The 15,258-nt window shown below is 63.7% G+C and carries 15 protein-coding genes and 6 tRNA genes; 7 read left to right on the top strand and 14 right to left on the bottom strand.

Annotated elements, in window-relative coordinates:
• Positions 1-56: 56 nt before the first annotated feature.
• The 13 genes from AVHM3334_RS20795 to folC all read right to left on the bottom strand — a co-directional run bounded on the left by AVHM3334_RS20795 (position 57) and on the right by folC (position 8,672).
• A complete protein-coding gene (locus AVHM3334_RS20795; RefSeq protein WP_284415405.1) occupies positions 57-278 on the bottom strand; it encodes a hypothetical protein in 222 nt (73 codons plus the stop codon).
• A gap of 678 nt (positions 279-956) precedes the next feature.
• Positions 957-1,033: transfer RNA gene (locus AVHM3334_RS20790), tRNA-Asp, on the bottom strand.
• A gap of 51 nt (positions 1,034-1,084) precedes the next feature.
• A tRNA-Glu gene (locus AVHM3334_RS20785) sits at positions 1,085-1,160 on the bottom strand.
• Positions 1,161-1,193: 33 nt separating this feature from the next.
• A tRNA-Ala gene (locus AVHM3334_RS20780) sits at positions 1,194-1,269 on the bottom strand.
• 64 nt (positions 1,270-1,333) lie between these two features.
• Positions 1,334-1,410 (bottom strand) — tRNA-Asp (locus AVHM3334_RS20775).
• Between the two features lie 51 nt (positions 1,411-1,461).
• Positions 1,462-1,537: transfer RNA gene (locus AVHM3334_RS20770), tRNA-Glu, on the bottom strand.
• Positions 1,538-1,571: 34 nt separating this feature from the next.
• Positions 1,572-1,647, bottom strand: a tRNA-Ala gene (locus AVHM3334_RS20765).
• A gap of 65 nt (positions 1,648-1,712) precedes the next feature.
• Positions 1,713-3,128, bottom strand: coding sequence for a glutamate--tRNA ligase (gene gltX / locus AVHM3334_RS20760; RefSeq protein ID WP_284415404.1), 1,416 nt, complete (start codon positions 3,126-3,128; stop codon positions 1,713-1,715).
• Positions 3,125-4,357 carry an O-succinylhomoserine sulfhydrylase gene (locus AVHM3334_RS20755; protein WP_502869960.1) on the bottom strand — a complete coding sequence of 411 codons (1,233 nt, stop codon included), beginning with the start codon at positions 4,355-4,357 and terminating at the stop codon, positions 3,125-3,127. The genes gltX and AVHM3334_RS20755 overlap by 4 nt, the downstream gene beginning before the upstream one ends.
• A 20-nt stretch (positions 4,358-4,377) precedes the next feature.
• Positions 4,378-5,886 (bottom strand): amidophosphoribosyltransferase, encoded by a 1,509-nt coding sequence (gene purF / locus AVHM3334_RS20750; RefSeq protein WP_284415402.1) that lies wholly within the window; start codon positions 5,884-5,886, stop codon positions 4,378-4,380.
• A 79-nt stretch (positions 5,887-5,965) separates the two neighbouring features.
• Entirely contained in the window at positions 5,966-6,454 is a 489-nt protein-coding gene (locus tag AVHM3334_RS20745; RefSeq protein ID WP_284415401.1) for a CvpA family protein, read from the bottom strand.
• Positions 6,455-6,478: 24 nt separating this feature from the next.
• Complete coding sequence (locus AVHM3334_RS20740; protein WP_284415400.1) at positions 6,479-7,324, bottom strand: SPOR domain-containing protein; 846 nt, start codon at positions 7,322-7,324, stop codon at positions 6,479-6,481.
• A 22-nt stretch (positions 7,325-7,346) separates the two neighbouring features.
• Entirely contained in the window at positions 7,347-8,672 is a 1,326-nt protein-coding gene (folC, locus tag AVHM3334_RS20735; protein ID WP_284415399.1) for a bifunctional tetrahydrofolate synthase/dihydrofolate synthase, read from the bottom strand.
• 35 nt (positions 8,673-8,707) lie between these two features.
• Between folC and AVHM3334_RS20730 the strand changes: the two genes are divergently transcribed.
• The 6 genes from AVHM3334_RS20730 (at position 8,708) to AVHM3334_RS20705 (ending at position 13,411) form a co-directional block, all read left to right on the top strand.
• A complete protein-coding gene (locus AVHM3334_RS20730) occupies positions 8,708-9,121 on the top strand; it encodes an ArsC family reductase (RefSeq protein WP_284415398.1) in 414 nt (137 codons plus the stop codon).
• Positions 9,122-9,233: 112 nt separating this feature from the next.
• Positions 9,234-9,869 (top strand): glycine zipper 2TM domain-containing protein, encoded by a 636-nt coding sequence (locus tag AVHM3334_RS20725; protein ID WP_284415397.1) that lies wholly within the window; start codon positions 9,234-9,236, stop codon positions 9,867-9,869.
• A gap of 177 nt (positions 9,870-10,046) precedes the next feature.
• Positions 10,047-10,364, top strand: a complete 318-nt coding sequence (gene ppnP / locus AVHM3334_RS20720) for a pyrimidine/purine nucleoside phosphorylase (RefSeq protein WP_284415396.1) — start codon at positions 10,047-10,049, stop codon at positions 10,362-10,364.
• A gap of 16 nt (positions 10,365-10,380) precedes the next feature.
• Complete coding sequence (gene argG / locus AVHM3334_RS20715; protein ID WP_284415395.1) at positions 10,381-11,724, top strand: argininosuccinate synthase; 1,344 nt, start codon at positions 10,381-10,383, stop codon at positions 11,722-11,724.
• Positions 11,725-11,906: 182 nt separating this feature from the next.
• Positions 11,907-12,797 carry an RNA polymerase sigma factor SigJ gene (gene sigJ, locus AVHM3334_RS20710; RefSeq protein ID WP_284415394.1) on the top strand — a complete coding sequence of 297 codons (891 nt, stop codon included), beginning with the start codon at positions 11,907-11,909 and terminating at the stop codon, positions 12,795-12,797.
• A gap of 155 nt (positions 12,798-12,952) precedes the next feature.
• Positions 12,953-13,411, top strand: coding sequence for a carboxymuconolactone decarboxylase family protein (locus AVHM3334_RS20705; RefSeq protein WP_284415393.1), 459 nt, complete (start codon positions 12,953-12,955; stop codon positions 13,409-13,411).
• 184 nt (positions 13,412-13,595) lie between these two features.
• Here the strand turns inward: AVHM3334_RS20705 and murB are convergent, their stop codons facing one another.
• Positions 13,596-14,675 carry a UDP-N-acetylmuramate dehydrogenase gene (murB, locus tag AVHM3334_RS20700; RefSeq protein WP_284415392.1) on the bottom strand — a complete coding sequence of 360 codons (1,080 nt, stop codon included), beginning with the start codon at positions 14,673-14,675 and terminating at the stop codon, positions 13,596-13,598.
• A gap of 67 nt (positions 14,676-14,742) precedes the next feature.
• On the opposite strand from murB, the gene AVHM3334_RS20695 reads away from it, so the two are divergent.
• Complete coding sequence (locus AVHM3334_RS20695; protein ID WP_284415391.1) at positions 14,743-15,228, top strand: YajQ family cyclic di-GMP-binding protein; 486 nt, start codon at positions 14,743-14,745, stop codon at positions 15,226-15,228.
• Positions 15,229-15,258: the final 30 nt, after the last annotated feature.

Here is a 15,258-nt window from a genome sequence, read left to right as displayed (position 1 = left end):
TACCGCCGCCGCGCTGCGTTGCCGGCTCGCCGGCAACGCAGCGCGACGACAACTACTCAATGAACATGCTCGACCGCGCCGCTCAAGATAATTGACGCCGGACGCTCAGAATAGTTGACGCCGGGCAGCATGGCGACGCAGCACAGGCCGTCATCGATGCGCACGCCGGGTTGCATCTCGACGCGGTTGAACGGAGAAACGAAGCCCTCGGGCAGGACACTTGCAGGCTTCGTAGATGCTGCAACAGAGGTTTTGGTGGCGGGCGCGGTCTTTGGCATTGGATAGCTCCTTGAGTTGGGTTGGAAGAAGCGAGCGCCCATGCAGCGGCCCGACCTGCTGGCTGCGGGTCAAAAAGACTGCTATCGAGAACGGGTGGTAAGGGGTCCGCGAGGTGTGAGGGCTAGGCCTCAGTTCGCGTCTTGCCGCACTGATGTGCGCTCGATCAAATCTGGCTTCGGTACGCGAAAACCACGATTCGATAACTCAATCATAGCCGCCTGGTGGGCCGTTTTTTTAACGTCGAACAATGGCAAAACTTTGCCAGATTTTGCGGTTTGGGGTTAGCGGTATGCGTAGATCGAAGCAGTTTAGGGCAGCGCTCCAGTCGGGCCATGATCACGCATAGGATGCGCGGCGATGGTGATAACAAGCACGAGAACGTGCAGCGCGTGAAGACAGATGTTCTTCAGGTTCCACTTGGACTTCGAGGCTTTGGAGCTGGTTTTCCGACTCTTCATATTGCTTTCTCCCTTCTGCGTACCGTTACCGGCAACGCTGTGACCATGCTCTTTCGAGCAGGCCGGGTTGGGCCCTACGGAGTGCTGCACCAGAACGTGCGTTCCCCTAAACCGCTTCTACATAAAGAAAACGGCGCCGCATTTGACTGCGGCGCCGTATGAGTGTGTTGTTGAATCGAATCGAGTAAACTCGAAAGTTTATTGATTCACAACGATAAATGGCGGAGTGGACGGGACTCGAACCCGCGACCCCCGGCGTGACAGGCCGGTATTCTAACCAACTGAACTACCACTCCTGGCAGGCGGCGTTTGCTTGTGTTACGAACACAAGCAAAATGCTACAAACTTGGCGACCCTACGGGGATTCGAACCCCGGTACTCACCGTGAAAGGGTGATGTCCTAGGCCTCTAGACGATAGGGTCAAACCTGGGAACTAACCGTTCTCTAACTCTCAGTGGTGGAGGTAAACGGGATCGAACCGATGACCTCTTGCATGCCATGCAAGCGCTCTCCCAGCTGAGCTATACCCCCCACTTTCTTTGGCCAAATGCCAAAGAAAAACCCTTGCACATTAAAGACCTGCAAGGGTATTGACTGGCGGAGTGGACGGGACTCGAACCCGCGACCCCCGGCGTGACAGGCCGGTATTCTAACCAACTGAACTACCACTCCTGGCAGGCAGCGTTTGCTTGCGTTACGAACACAAGCCAAGTGCTACAAACTTGGCGACCCTACGGGGATTCGAACCCCGGTACTCACCGTGAAAGGGTGATGTCCTAGGCCTCTAGACGATAGGGTCAAAACCTTGGAACTAACTGTTCTATAACTCTCAGTGGTGGAGGTAAACGGGATCGAACCGATGACCTCTTGCATGCCATGCAAGCGCTCTCCCAGCTGAGCTATACCCCCACTGAATAACAACATTCACACTGTGATTGCCGTCATTTCCTGAGCCTTGAATTATAGACAGGTTTTTACGGCTTCAGCAATCTCCCGGTGATTTTTTCACGCCCAACCAGTTCGAGCAACGCATCCACAGAAGGCGTATGGGCGGTCCCCACCGTCAAGACCCGCACAGGCATCGCCAACTGCGGCATTTTGAGCGAATGCGCGGCGAGAACTTCCTTGAAGGCTGCAGCGATGGAAGCCTTGTCCCATGCGCAAACCGTCAAGGCTTGCGATAGCGCAGCAATGGCAGGCCAGATGCCATCCGTCACGTGCTTGGCATATTCCTCGGGATTGGGTACTACCTCGCCATAGAAGACGAAAGCCCAATCCGCCAACGCAACCAATGTATCGCAGCGGTCCTTGAACAGCGAGCAGATGCGCGGCAGGCGGCCATCCGACAAGTCTGCGGCAGAGATTCCTCGGCGCTCCAGGTGAGGCGCCACGAGCGCGGCCAGTGCATCGTCCGCCATGGCCTTCAAGTGCTGGGAATTCACCCACCGGAGCTTGGCTTCATCGAACTGGGCGGCACTGCGTCCCAGGTGGTCGAGATTGAACCATTGCAAAAACTGCTCGCGGCTGAAGATTTCATCATCCCCATGGCTCCACCCCAGACGGGCCAGATAGTTCACCATGGCTTCGGGCAGATAGCCCTCGTCGCGGTATTGCGTGACGGGCTTGGCTCCATTGCGCTTGCTCATCTTCTCGCCCTGCTCGTTGAGCACGGTCGGCAGATGGGCATACACGGGAGGCTTCTTGCCGAGGGCTTCGAAGATATTGATCTGGCGGGGTGTGTTGTTGACGTGGTCGTCGCCCCGGATCACATGCGTAATGACCATGTCGATGTCGTCCACCACCACGCAGAAGTTATAGGTGGGCGTTCCATCAGGCCGGGCGATCACCAGATCGTCGAGTTCGTCGTTGCTGATCTCGATGCGTCCCTTGACCTTGTCTTCCCAGACGACCGCGCCGCCGAGGGGGTTGCGAAAGCGCAGCACGGGCTTCACCCCTTCAGGCACTGCCGGCAAAGTCTTGCCTGGCTCGGGACGCCATGTGCCGTCGTACCGGGGCTTTTCCTTGGCCTGCATCTGCCGTTCACGCAGTGCATCCAACTCCTCGACGCTCATGTAGCAGGGGTACACATGGCCGGCAGCCTGCAATTGGACCAGGACTTCCTTGTATCGGTCCATGCGCTGCATTTGGTAGAACGGGCCTTCATCAGGCTCCATGCCGAGCCACTGCATGCCTTCCAGAATCACGTCGACTGCCGCCTGACTGGACCGCTCCACGTCGGTGTCTTCGATGCGAAGGATGAAATCACCACCTGTCGCGCGGGCAAAAGCCCAGGGATAGAGTGCGGAGCGGATATTGCCCAGATGGATGAAACCCGTGGGCGACGGTGCGAAACGCGTGCGAACGCGTGGTGTGGGATTGGCTTCGTTCATTGCAGGGTATCCAGGCCACGTGCTAGGTCGGCCTTCAAGTCTTCGATATGTTCAAGCCCTACGGCGACGCGAATCAGGCCCTGGCCCAAGCCTGCAGCTTGGCGCTGCTCTTCGGTCAGCCGGCCATGCGACGTGCTGGCGGGATGGGTCACCGTGGTTTTCGTGTCGCCCAGATTGGCGGTGATGCTGCACACCCGTGTGCTGTCCAGCACGTGGAACGCCTGGGCACGTGCCGATGCGGCATCACCGGTCTTTGCCTTGACGTCGAAGGACACCACAGCCCCCCCTAAGCCGGATTGCTGCCGCATCGCCAGCTCGTGCTGCGGATGCGACGACAACCCGGGGTAATACACACGGGCCACGTTGGGATGCGCCTCCAACCAGGTCGCCAGTTGCAGGGCATTCGCGCTTTGGGCCTTCATGCGGATGGACAAGGTTTCCAGGCCCTTGAGCACGACCCACGCGTTGAAAGGCGAGAGGTTCATGCCCGCGCTGCGGATCATGGGAGCGAGCTTTTCTTCGATGAGCGAGCGAGGGCCGCACACGGCGCCTGCCATCACACGTCCCTGCCCGTCCAGAAACTTGGTTCCCGAGTGAAGGACCAGGTCGGCACCCCATTTCGCAGGCTGCTGCAAGGCTGGCGAGGCAAAACAGTTGTCCACTGCCAGTAGCACGCCTGCCTCATGGGCAATGTCGGCGAGCGCGCGGATGTCGCAAAGGTCCGTGAGCGGATTGGTCGGAGTCTCGGCGAACATGAGCCGGGTCTCGGGCCGCAGTGCAGCCTTCCAGGCGGCGGCATCGGTCTGCGGAACGAAGGTGGTCTGCACCCCGAAACGCGACAATTCACCGCCGATGAGTTTGATGGTCGAGCCGAACATCGACCGGGAGCAGATCACATGGTCGCCGGTCTTCAGCAGGGCCAGGCACATCAGCAAGATGGCAGACATGCCCGTCGCCGTGCCGATGGCGAACTCCGTACCTTCGAGCGCGGCCAGCCGACGCTCGAAACTGGTGACCGTGGGGTTTGCGGTACGGGTATAGGTGTACCCGTCTTCCTCACCGGCAAAACGGCGAGCGGCCGTCGCGGCATCGGGCTGCACGAAGCTGCTGCTGAGATACAGCGCCTCGGAATGCTCGCCATACACGCTGCGGGGAATGGCTTCTCGCACCGCGAGCGTGTCGGGATGCAAGCCTTCGGGGAGGGTTCGTTGGTTCAAGGGGGAATTCATGGAATGGGCATCGAGTGCGTTCAAGCGTCCTGGGCGTTGGGCAATGCCAGGCGAGAAGTGTCTTCTTCTTGCTGCTCTTCCATGCCGACGCGCCCTTCGTTCAGTCGCGCGATGTCTTGCGCGGTGATGTCGCCGGTCACGTACACACCGTCGAAACACGATGCGTCGAAGCCCTCGATGCGGCCGTTCAGCGAGCCCACCGCCTTCTTCATGCCGTTGACGTCTTGGTAGATGAGCGCATCGCAGCCGATGGACTGGCGCACCTCTTCCACCGTGCGGCCATGGGCCACGAGTTCGCTGCTGGTGGGCATGTCGATGCCGTACACGTTGGGATAGCGCACGGGCGGGGCCGCGCTGGCCAGGTACACCTTGCGGGCGCCTGCATCACGCGCCATCTGGACGATCTCGCGCGAGGTCGTGCCGCGCACGATGGAATCGTCCACCAGCAGCACGTTGCGGCCCTTGAACTCGCTGGCGATGACATTGAGCTTTTGCCGCACGGACTTCTTGCGAACGCCCTGCCCCGGCATGATGAAAGTGCGGCCCACGTAGCGGTTCTTCACGAAACCTTCGCGGTAAGGAATACCCAGTAGGTGGGCCAATTGCGTGGCGCTCGGACGGCTGGATTCAGGAATGGGAATGATCACGTCGATCTCGTTGGGCGGCACGGTGGAGATCACGCGCTTTGCAAGTGCCTCGCCCAGATTCAGGCGGGCCTGGTACACCGAGATGCCGTCGAGCACCGAGTCAGGGCGCGCAAGATAGACGAATTCGAAGATGCAGGGGTTGAGCTGCGGCGAATCAGCGCACTGCTGTGCATGCACCGTGCCATCGTCCGTGATGAACACGGCCTCGCCCGGTTGAATGTCGCGCTCGAACACATGGTTCGTGCCTTCCAGCGCCACTGATTCGCTGCCGACCATCACGGTGCCCTCAGGGCTGCGACCCATGCACAGCGGGCGGATGCCGTGGGGATCGCGGAAGGCGACCAGACCGTGGCCTGCGATCAATGCGATCACGGCGTAGGAGCCCTTCACACGGCGGTGCACGGCACGCACCGCCGCGAACACGTCTTCGGTCTGCAGAGGAACACCGCGGGTGGCGCGCTCCAGCTCGTGCGCGAACACGTTCAGCAGCACCTCTGAGTCGCTCTCGGTGTTGGTGTGGCGGTGGTCGGTCGAGAAAAGTTCGGCGCGCAGCGATTGCGCATTGGTCAGGTTGCCGTTGTGCACCAGCACCAAACCGAAAGGAGCGTTCACATAAAACGGCTGGGCTTCTTCTTCGCTGTAGGCATTGCCTGCCGTGGGATAGCGCACCTGCCCCAGGCCGACCGTGCCAGGCAACGCACGCATGTTTCGCGTGCGAAACACGTCACGCACCATGCCCTTGGCCTTGTGCATGAAGAATTTCCGCCCCTGCTGGGTGACGATGCCCGCCGCATCCTGGCCACGGTGCTGCAAAAGCAGCAGCGCGTCATAGACCAGTTGATTGACAGGAGCCGTGCTGACCACGCCGACGATTCCACACATATTCGCGTTCCATCCAAAGGCGGGCGATCCCGCAGTAAAAAATCTACGCAGCGCCACTAGAAGTGGCGCTGCGTCCATGTCATGAAGGCAGATGCCTTCCCAAGGCTGGCGGCAAAGCCGGTTTCAGCACTTCCAGCATTCCCGTCAATATGGGGGCGGCTTGTGAATCTTTCCACCACAGCCCCTCATGCAGAGGCGTCCACAGCACCACCAGCGAGGCCGCCAGCAACAGCACCATACCCCGCAGTGCACCGAATGCCGCACCCAGCGCGCGGTCCACGGGCCGCAGCCCCACCGCCTCGATCAGCTTCTTGACCAGCCAGGCCAGAAATCCACAGGCGAACAGCGTGCCGATGAACGCGAGGGCGAATCCCGCGGCATGGCGTACAGACTCCGCCGAATCGGAAATCGGCAGCCATCGCCCGACCTCCTCGGCCCACCACTGGGCCACGAAAAAAGCCAGAACCCAGCCTGCCAGCGACAACAATTCGTAAACTAGGCCGCGCCAGGCTCCAAATACCACGGAGCCCAGCAAGACCGCCAAAAAGATCCAGTCCAGCGAAGCCATGCGCTGCGCGAACCGTGTTCAGGACTAGAGCGCGAGGACCGAAGCCGACAGGCCCAGGCCCTTCACGCGCGCAGCTGCCTTGTCGGCCTCGGCACGGGACGCATAAGGCCCCACCCTCACGCGGGTGCGCTTGCCATCCTTGGTGTCCACCACCTGGGTATAGGTCTTGAGACCGGCACGCTCCAGCGACTGGCGCACTTCGCGGGCCTTGTCGGCGTCGGCAAAGGCGCCCACCTGGACGATCAGCCGGCCCTCTTCGCTTTTTGAAGCCGCTGCGGTCGGAGCCATCCCCGCATCGCGCCCTTCGAGCAACGCGCGCGCGCGGGCCGCGTCCTCGGAACGCTGGGGCTTCACCTCAGGCTTGGGCTCGGGTTTGGGTTCAGGCTTTTGCTCATGAACCGGCTTGGGGTCCGGGCGCGGTGCCGGCTTGGGCTCGGTCCGCACCTCGGGCTTCGGAGCGACCGAAGGCACAGCACTGGCAGCGGGCGCCACGGCGGCCGGCTTGGGCGCGGTGCGGCTCGAAGGCACGACCTCTTCGCCTTCGGCCAAGCCGCCAGACGATGCCATCGCCGTGGCCGACGCCGCTGGGCGGGCAGGCGCTGCTGCTTCGGGCACGACCAACGGGGCAACCTTGTTGCGATCGGGAATGTCGATGGGAATATCGACCGGGATGGGGCGCGGCTGCGTATCGAACAGGATGGGGAATCCCACCACCCCGAGCAACACGAGAACGGCCGCGCCGATCAACCGATGCCGTGCACGACGGCGCATGGCCTCGATGCTCTCGGCCTGGGCATTGCGCGAGCGCTTACCCGCGGGTTTGTCGGGTTGCTCCTTGCTGCCGGGCCACCGAAACTTGAAAAATGCCATGGAGTGCAGAATCGTGCGGACCTTATGCGCCCAGATGCTTGGCCTGCAGGCGAGGCGTCCCATTGGTCAGAACGCCGCCCACCGTGTAGAACGAGCCAAAGACCACGATTCTATCAGCCGGCTCCGAAGCATCGACGGCCGCCTGCAGTGCCTGCTGGGGGTCGGCATGCAGACTGGTGGGCACCGTGCGGCGCCCCCCGGCCACGATCTGCAAGGCATTCCATTTCTGCTGCAGGCCCGCCGCAGTCTCCGCGCGGGGCGTGGGCAGGTCGGTGAAATACCAGCGGTCCACCAGCGGGCCGATCTTGGCCAGCATGGGCCCGAGGTCCTTGTCGGCCATGGCGCCCAGTACGGCATGCGTGGTGGGAAAGAACCCCATCGCATCGAGATTGGCCGTGAGCGCGGCCACCGAGTGGGGGTTGTGCGCGACGTCCAGCACCAGCGTGGGCTGTCCGGGAACGATCTGGAAACGGCCGGGCAACTCCACCATGGCCAGCCCGTTGCGCACGGCCTGCGCGGTGACCGGAAGGCGATCGCGCACCGCCTCGAGCGCAGCCAGGGCGCCGGAGGCATTGACGAGTTGGTTGGCGCCGCGGAGCGACGGGTAGGCCATGCCGGCGTAGCGGCGGCCCCGCCCTGCCCAGCTCCACTGCTGCTTGTCGCCCGAAAAATTGAAGTCATGGCCGAAGCGCCACAGGTCGGCGCCGATCTCCAGCGCATGGTCCAGCACGCTCTGCGGGGCCATGGGGTCGCTCACCACCACGGGACGGCCCGTGCGCATGATGCCGGCCTTCTCGCGCCCGATGGATTCGCGGTCGGGCCCGAGAAATTCCGTATGGTCGATGTCGATGCTGGTGATGACGGCGCAGTCGGTGTCGATCACATTGGTGGCGTCCAGCCGCCCGCCCAGGCCCACCTCGAGAATGGCCACGTCCAGCCGCGACAGGCTCATGAGCCGCAAGATCGCCAGCGTGGTGAATTCGAAATACGACAGCGAAACCTCTTCGCCGTTTTGGACCCTGGCGCTTTCCACTGCTGCAAAGTGCGCTATCAAATCCGAAGCATTGACGATGTCGCCGTGGATGCGGCACCGCTCTTCGAAATGCACCAGGTGCGGCGACGTGTACACGCCCGTGCGGTAGCCCGACTGCAGCGCCACCGCCTCGAGCATGGCGCAGGTGGAACCCTTGCCGTTGGTTCCGGCCACGGTGATGACCGGGCAGTCGAACCGCAGATCCATGCGCCGTGCCACGGTGCGCACGCGATCAAGGCCCATGTCGATGTTCTTCGGGTGCAGGCGCTCGCAATGGCCGAGCCAGCCTTCCAGGGTGTCGAAATTGGTGTGCATACGGGGCCGGATTGTCGCCGAGCGCGGCTTGCACGATGATCGGCGCCATGAGTACCCACACCCCTGCCCCGACGTCGTCCCCCACCGCCGTGCTCTACGGTATTCCCAACTGCGACACCGTGAAAAAAGCCCGCGCATGGCTCAGCGGGCAGGGCATCGAGTACCAATTCCACGATTTCAAGAAGCAAGGCGTGCCGCCCGAGCGCCTGTCCCGATGGTCCGACGCGGTGGGATGGGAAAAGCTGCTCAACCGCCAGGGAACCACCTGGCGCAAGCTCGACCCCGATACCCAGGCGACGGTGCGCGATGCCACCAGCGCGGCGCAGGTCATGCTGGCGCAGCCCAGCGTCATCAAGCGCCCGGTGGTGGAATGGAGGGATGCCAGCATCACCGTCGGTTTCAACGAAGCCGATTGGAACGAAGCCGCAAACCGGCGCTCCAAGCACTGAGCCGGCACAAATCTTTACCCAGATTTACGGCCCTGGATACCGGGCTTGACGTCATGACCCTAAACTTTTTTCCAGCCTGATGCGTTGTAGACCGACCGAAAGGAGTTTCTCCATGAAGAAAATCATCTTGTTGACCGCACTGGCTGCCGTTGCAGCCAGCGCCAGCGCCCAGGAACAGGGCCGAGTCCTCTCCGCCACTCCCATCACCGAGCAGGTGGCCATTCCCCAGCAGGTTTGCGGTAACGAAACCGTTTACGGCGAATCCCGCCCCAGCGGCGCCGGGGCCCTTCTGGGCGCCATCGCCGGCGGCGCTGCCGGCAACGCGGTGGGCAAAGGCGGCGGCCGTGCCGCTGCCACGGCGATCGGGCTGATCGGCGGGGCTGTTCTGGGTAACAACATCGAAGGCACCCGGCCTGAATACCAGAACGTGCAGCGCTGCTCCACGCAGACCTATTACGAAAACCGCACCATGGGCTACAACGTGCTCTATGAATACGCGGGCCGCCAATACACGACGCGCACGCAGCACGATCCGGGCGCGTGGATTCCGGTCAGCGTGCAGCCCATCGCCAGCGCACCGCCCGCCCCGTCCTACTCGGGCGGGTATGCCCAACCGGGCGTAGTGGTCTCCACCTACCCTGGCCCACCCGCCTACGTGACGCCGCCTTCCACGACCGTCATTGAATATCACGACAGCTACGGCCGTCCCTACTATCCGCCCCGCCCCCGCGATCCTTACTGGCGCTGAACGGCACGGCCTGACGGCTGGCCGGCCGGTCCACCCCAGCAGGGAGCCTTCGGGCTCCCTTTTTCTTGGGGCTCAGCAAGGGTCCGCGCCGAAGACGGGCTGCCTGGAGCCGGAAGCCCGCAGCGTTCACCCTAGAATCTTCGGTTTTCCTCCCATCTCTTCCTTGACTGCGCATCCATGACCACCGAAACCATCGACGGCGTGACCGTCACCACCCAAGCCAACGTGTATTTCGACGGCAAATGCGTGAGCCACAACATCACGTTCCCGGACGGCACGAAGAAATCGGTGGGCGTCGTCCTTGCGGCCACGCTGACCTTCAACACCGGCGCGCCTGAAATCATGGAATGCGTGGGCGGCGATTGCGAATACAAGCTCGACGGCACCGACGCGTGGGTGAAGTCCGGCGTGGGCGAGAAATTCAGCGTGCCCGGCAACTCGAAGTTCGAGATCCGCGTGGCAAGCGCCTATCACTACATCTGCCATTTCGGCTGAACCGGAAAGCCCTGACATGGCCACCATCCTCCAGAACCTCCCCACCGGCCAGAAGGTCGGCATCGCCTTCTCAGGCGGCCTCGACACCAGCGCAGCGCTGCGCTGGATGAAGAACAAGGGCGCCGTGCCCTATGCCTACACCGCCAACCTGGGCCAGCCCGACGAGCCGGACTACGACGCCATTCCCGCCAAGGCGATGGAATACGGCGCCGAGCAGGCCCGCCTGATCGACTGCCGCACGCAGCTCGCGCATGAAGGCATCGCCGCGCTGCAGGCCGGCGCCTTCCACATCAGCACGGCCGGCATCACCTACTTCAACACCACGCCGCTGGGCCGTGCCGTCACGGGCACCATGCTGGTGGCCGCCATGAAGGAAGACGACGTCCACATCTGGGGCGATGGCTCGACCTTCAAGGGCAACGACATCGAGCGCTTTTATCGCTACGGCCTGCTGACCAACCCTTCGCTCAAGATCTACAAGCCCTGGCTGGACCAGCTGTTCATCGACGAGCTGGGCGGCCGCGCCGAAATGTCGGCCTTCATGACGAAGGAAGGCTTCGGCTACAAGATGAGCGCCGAAAAGGCCTACAGCACCGACAGCAACATGCTGGGCGCAACGCACGAGGCCAAGGACCTGGAACTGCTCTCCAGCGGCATCCGGATCGTGAACCCGATCATGGGCGTTGCGTTCTGGAAGGACGACGTCGCCGTCAAGTCCGAAGAAGTCTCGGTGCGCTTCGAAGAGGGCCAGCCCGTGGCGCTCAACGGCATCGAGTTCAACGATCCGGTCGCGCTCATCATGGAAGCCAACCGCATCGGCGGCCGGCACGGCCTGGGCATGAGCGACCAGATCGAAAACCGCATCATCGAGGCCAAGAGCCGCGGCATCTACGAAGCCCCGGGCCTCGCGCTGCTGCACATCGCCTACGAGCGACTGGTGACCGGCATCCACAACGAAGACACCATCGAGCAGTACCGCATGAACGGCCTCAAGCTGGGCCGCCTGCTGTACCAGGGCCGCTGGTTCGACCCGCAGGCCATCATGCTGCGCGAAACCGCGCAGCGCTGGGTGGCCCGCGCCGTGACCGGCACCGTGACGCTGGAACTGCGCCGCGGCAACGACTATTCGCTGCTGAACACCGAATCGCCCAACCTGACCTATGCGCCTGAGCGCCTGTCGATGGAAAAGGTGGAAGACGCGCCGTTCAGCCCGGCAGACCGCATCGGCCAGCTGACCATGCGCAACCTGGACATCATCGACACGCGCCACAAGCTGGGCGTGTACGCGCAGTCGGGCCTGCTGTCGCTGGGTGGCAATGCCGCGCTGGCGCAGTTGGGCGACGACAGCGACAAGAAATAAAGTAAAAAGTAAGGCTTGTCAAAAGGTCAGGCATCAAAAAGACCTCCAGCGCTTGATGGATATGCGCTGGCAGCTATTGAATCAGGAGCAGCCGCCCCGCCACCAGGCCGGGCGGCTTTCTTTTTTTCGGCAGGTCGTGCGGTGGCGTGTCACAAAAGCCCCGGACCAACCGTCTTGAAGGTATGAACGCCGACCACTCCAGCGCCCCGGACCCGCACACCGACACCTTCGAGCAGCACCGCGCCCGCCTCATGGGCGTGGCCTACCGCATGCTGGGCAGCCGCGCCGATGCGCAAGACGTGCTGCAAGACGCGTGGCTGCGCTGGCGGACCACCGACGCGGAGCGCGTGCACACCGCCGAAGCCTGGCTGGTGGCCACCACCACCCGCCTGTGCGTGGACCGGTTGCGCGCGGCGCGCACCGAACGGGACGCCTACAGCGGCCCGTGGCTGCCCGAGCCATGGTTGGACAGCCAGGCCACCACACCGCCGGCCGATGCCCGCGCCGAGCTGGCCTCCGACCTTTCCATCGCCCTGCTGGTGGTGCTCGAACGCCTGTCGCCCGACGAGCGCGCCGCGTTTTTGCTGCATGACGTGTTCGACAGCGACTGTGCCGAGATCGCCGCCGTGCTCGACCGCAGCGAAGCCGCCTGCCGCCAACTGGTGCACCGCGCCCGCACGCAGGTCCGCCAGGACAAGGTGCGCTTTACCGCGACGCCGACGGCGGCGCAGGCGCTGCTGCGCCGCTTCGTCGAGGCGATGCGCACGCAGGACCACGCCGCGCTGCTCGCCCTCTTCGCCAGCGACGCCACCTGGACGCCCGATGCCGGGGGCAAGGTGCCTGCCGCGAACCGCGTGCTGCGCGGGCCACGGGCGCTCGCCCGGCTGGCGGCGGGGGTGTGGCGCGTGTACCTGCGCCACCTGACGGCGGACGAGGTGCAGATCAACGGCACGCCGGGCCTCGTGCTGCGCGACGGCGGCATCCCGCGCGTGACATTGGCACTGCAGACCGACGGCACGCACATCCACGGCATCTACACCGTGTTGAACCCGGACAAGCTGCGCGGGCTGTAGGCGTCTTTTACCGATGGCGCGGCATTTGGCGGCAGGTGCGGGCTGCGCCATGGGTTGCCCTCCTGCCATAGGCGTTGACGCGCCGGTTTCCCGTACCCAAACCCGCACCCGCTTTCCGCTTCTTTTCTCATCCAACCTCGCAACGAAAGGCCTTCATGTCCGCAACCCGCATCGACCTGCTGAAAAACCACCCCGCCACCACCAAAGCCATGATGGCGCTGGAGAACCAGCTCCGCGCCGGCACGCTGCCCATCACGCTCAAGGAGCTGGTGAAGATGCGCGTTTCGCAAATCAATGGCTGCGCGTTCTGCATCGACCTGCACGTGGACGCGGCCCGCAAACAGGGAGAGACCGACCGGCGCCTGCACCTGCTGGCGGCGTGGCGCGAAGCTGGCGTGTTCGACGCCCGGGAGTGCGCAGCGCTGGCCTGGGCCGAGGCGCTGACCCGACTGGCCGGCACGCAGGGCGTGCCGGAAGCGGTCTACGATGCGCTGGCTGCGCAGTTCTCGGAGGCGGAGATCGTCGAGCTGACGCTGGCGGTCGTCGCCATCAATGGATGGAACCGCTTTCAGATCGGCTTTCGTGCGCAACCGGCCAATGCGGCGGCTGCATGAGTGAGTGAGTGAGTGAGCGGCAGGCTGGCCGATGGCCGCCCGCGCGACCACCAAGTACGACGCCAAGCCCATCAGGGTCGAATCGGCTTGGCGCCCTAGTGAATCATGCGGTGACAGCTATTAAAAATATAGCAAATCAAACGGCTTGGCGCACCAGGGGAAGGAGCGCCGTGGGGCCGTCGATTCAGACCACCACCGGCTCCGGCTCCAGCCGGATGCCGAAGCGCTCGTACACGCTGGTCTGGATCGCCTTGGCCAGCGTCATCACCTCGCCGCCGGTCACGCTGTCGGCGCCCCGGCCACGGTTGACCAGGACCAGGGCCTGCTTTTCGTACACGCCGGCCTTGCCCACGCTCTTGCCCTTCCAGCCGCAGGCATCGATCAGCCAGCCCGCCGCCAGCTTGATGGTGCCGTCGGGCATGGGGTAGTGCACGATGCGCGGCTCGCGGGCGATGATGTCCGAGCACTGGTCGGGCGTGACCGTGGGGTTCTTGAAAAAGCTGCCCGCATTGCCCACCACGGCCGGGTCGGGCAGCTTGGCGCGCCGCACCTCGCACACCCAGTCGAAGATCTGCTGCGCCGTGGGCTCGGCCACGCCGGCCTCCGCCCGCTTTCGCTCCAGGTCGAGGTAGCCGAGCTCGGGCTTCCAGGGCTTGGGCAGTCGAAAGCGCACATGCGTGATCGCCGCGCGCCCCGCCAGCCCCATGCCGCGCGGCCCGCTGCCCTCGGCGCCCGCTGGCGCGGCAGGGGCCTGGTGCTTGAAGACGGAATCGCGGTAGCCGAAGGCGCACTGCGCGGCATCGAGCGTGAAGGGCTGCCCGGTGGCCAGGTCGATGGCGTCCAGGGAATCGAAGCGGTCCTGCAGTTCGACCCCGTAGGCGCCGATGTTCTGCACCGGCGCCGCGCCGACCGTGCCGGGAATGAGCGCCAGGTTTTCCAGCCCGGGAAACCCGTGCGCCAGGGTCCAGGCCACCGCGTCGTGCCACGACTCGCCGGCGCCGGCCTCCACGATGAACGCCTGGGGGGTTTCGGCCACCAGCCGCAGGCCCTTGATCTCCATCTTGAGGACCACGGGCTTCACGTCGCCGGTGAGGACGATGTTGCTGCCACCGCCCAGCACGAAGAGGGATTGGCCGGCGAGCAGCGGGTCGGCCACCAGGGCGCGCACGTCTTCGGCCGAACGGGCACGCACCAGCGTATGGGCCCGCGCCACGATGCCGAAGGTATTGCAGTGCTGCAGGGGAGCGTTTTTCTCGACTAACATCAGCCGGATTGTCGCACCCGGCCCCTTTTCGCGGCCGGGTTCTCCCCCAGTTCCCGAGAGTGATGCCATGCCTTCTTTTGACACCGTTTGTGAAGCCAACCTCGTAGAAGTGAAGAACGCGGTCGAAAACACCGCCAAGGAAATCGGCACCCGCTTCGACTTCAAGGGCACTTCCGCCGCCATCGAGCTCAAGGACAAAGAGATCACCCTGTTCGGCGACGCCGACTTTCAGCTCACCCAGGTGGAAGACATCCTGCGCAACAAGCTCACCAAGCGCAACGTGGACGTGCGCTTCCTCGACATGGAGAAGCCGCAGAAGGTCGGCGGCGACAAGGTCAAGCAGGTGGTGAAGGTGCGCAACGGCATCGAGAGCGAGCTGGCAAAGAAGATCCAGAAGCTGCTGAAGGAAAGCAAGCTCAAGGTGCAGGCCGCCATTCAGGAAGAAAAGGTGCGCGTCACCGGCGCCAAGCGCGACGACCTGCAGGCCGCCATGGCGCTGCTGCGCAAGGAAGTGACCGACATTCCGCTGTCGTTCGACAATTTCCGCGACTGATCCGGCCGCAGCCACGTTCGCCCCACCATC

Origin of the sequence: Acidovorax sp. SUPP3334 (genome assembly GCF_030159055.1) — a bacterium.
Lineage (GTDB): Bacteria > Pseudomonadota > Gammaproteobacteria > Burkholderiales > Burkholderiaceae_C > Paracidovorax.
This window is presented reverse-complemented; position numbering and strand designations above follow the sequence as displayed.